This is a genomic window from Pseudoalteromonas sp. Z1A6, from assembly GCF_011378745.1.
Classification (GTDB): Bacteria; Pseudomonadota; Gammaproteobacteria; order Enterobacterales; family Alteromonadaceae; genus Pseudoalteromonas; species Pseudoalteromonas arctica.
Genome location: NZ_WTKW01000571.1, coordinates 1 through 1,484, shown reverse-complemented (window position 1 = coordinate 1,484; position 1,484 = coordinate 1). Strand labels below are relative to the sequence as shown.

The following is a 1,484-nucleotide window of genomic DNA, read 5'->3' as shown; positions in this document are numbered from 1 at the left end:
TAAAATAAATTTAAGTACAATCTGCTCTTTGTGCATTTTTTACAAACATGTGAATAAATTATACCTACACGTCTAAATTTCAAACACTGATCGGTTATTGCTTGTACTAACGTATAAAGCAGCTAATCTAAAAATCAATTAAATTTTTTGCATCCAAATCACACTCTCAAGCGTTTACTCAATGATAATAAGAAAAACAGGACCCCTATGGATAACGATGATTTACTCCCTCTTTTGTGCGCAACAGCACAAGGAGACAAAAATGCTTTCTCAAGTTTATATCAACAAACTAGCGGCAAACTTTTTGCTATTAGTTTAAATATGCTCACTAACAGAGCTTATGCGGAAGAGGCACTACAAGACGCTTTTATAAAAATTTGGCATAACGCATCTGAATATAACGCCTCTAAAGGCACCGTTATTAGTTGGATGATAAGTATAGTTAGGTATAGAAGTCTTGACTCACTGCGCTATCACAAAGTACGAAAAGAGCAGTCGTTAGGCGATGACGAATATGAAAATGAAAGTGTTGACGTTAATTACGATGAAGAAACGAAACTGGTTAATTGTATCGAACAACTTGAGCCGCAACAAAAACAAGCTATTCACTTAGCTTATTATAAGGGGCTGAGTCATAGCGAGCTAGTGGATCATATAGAGACGCCATTAGGTACAGTTAAAAGCTGGATCAGGCGTGGGCTTATGCAGCTACAAAGGTGTTTAACATTATGAATTATAATAAACCCGAACTATTAGACGCGCTTGCTGGGCAGTACGTGCTTGGCACACTTAGAGGGCTTGCCCGTAAGCGTTTTCAGCGTCTGTTACTTAACTCAAATCAAGCACGTGAAGCAACAAGTCTATGGGAGCAAAACCTAAACAACTTAGCGAGTGCTATTACACCGCAAACGCCACGTGACGATGTATGGGTAAATATACTACAGCGTATTGAAAACAGGCCACAAACAAGTAAAACAGTCATACATACCAAGCCTTCAATTTGGCGTACATGGTCTTTTGTGGCAACTGCTGCGTGTATTGTTTTAGCCTTTTTGGTTATTCAACCTAGTACCAATGTTATGCACACTCAACAAATTGCTTTGGTTCAAAATCAAGATAAACAATCATTGTGGTTTATTGATGTAAGCGAGCAAGGGCTCTCAATTAAAGCCAGTAGCCAATTGGTTGCCCAAACTAATAAAGATTATGAGTTGTGGATGATTTTAAAAGGGCAAGATGCACCTATTTCACTGGGTTTACTGCCCAAGCAAGGCAGTAAAATATTATTTAAAGATAACCGCTTTAACGCAAGTGATATCGCATTGTTAGCAGTGAGCTTAGAACCTATTGGTGGCTCACCAAATGGATCTCCTACTGAGGTACTATACACCACAGAGCTGGTACTTTTATAACCCTACTATTATGACTAAAGTTGGCTGTTTACTTAAAGCAGCCAACCTTCTTTAAAACTTTTTTAACAAAAA

Annotated in this window: 2 protein-coding genes; both read left to right on the top strand. The window is 37.9% G+C overall.

All coding sequences use genetic code 11. The features are described from left to right. Nucleotides 1-207 precede the first annotated feature (207 nt). A complete protein-coding gene (locus GQR46_RS19565) occupies nt 208-732 on the top strand; it encodes a sigma-70 family RNA polymerase sigma factor (protein WP_007582398.1) in 525 nt (174 codons plus the stop codon). Then, nucleotides 729-1,412: an anti-sigma factor gene (locus GQR46_RS19560; RefSeq protein ID WP_165742202.1), complete on the top strand. Its 684-nt coding sequence runs from the start codon at nt 729-731 to the stop codon at nt 1,410-1,412. Before GQR46_RS19565 ends, GQR46_RS19560 begins: the two co-directional genes overlap by 4 nt. Nucleotides 1,413-1,484 lie beyond the last annotated feature (72 nt).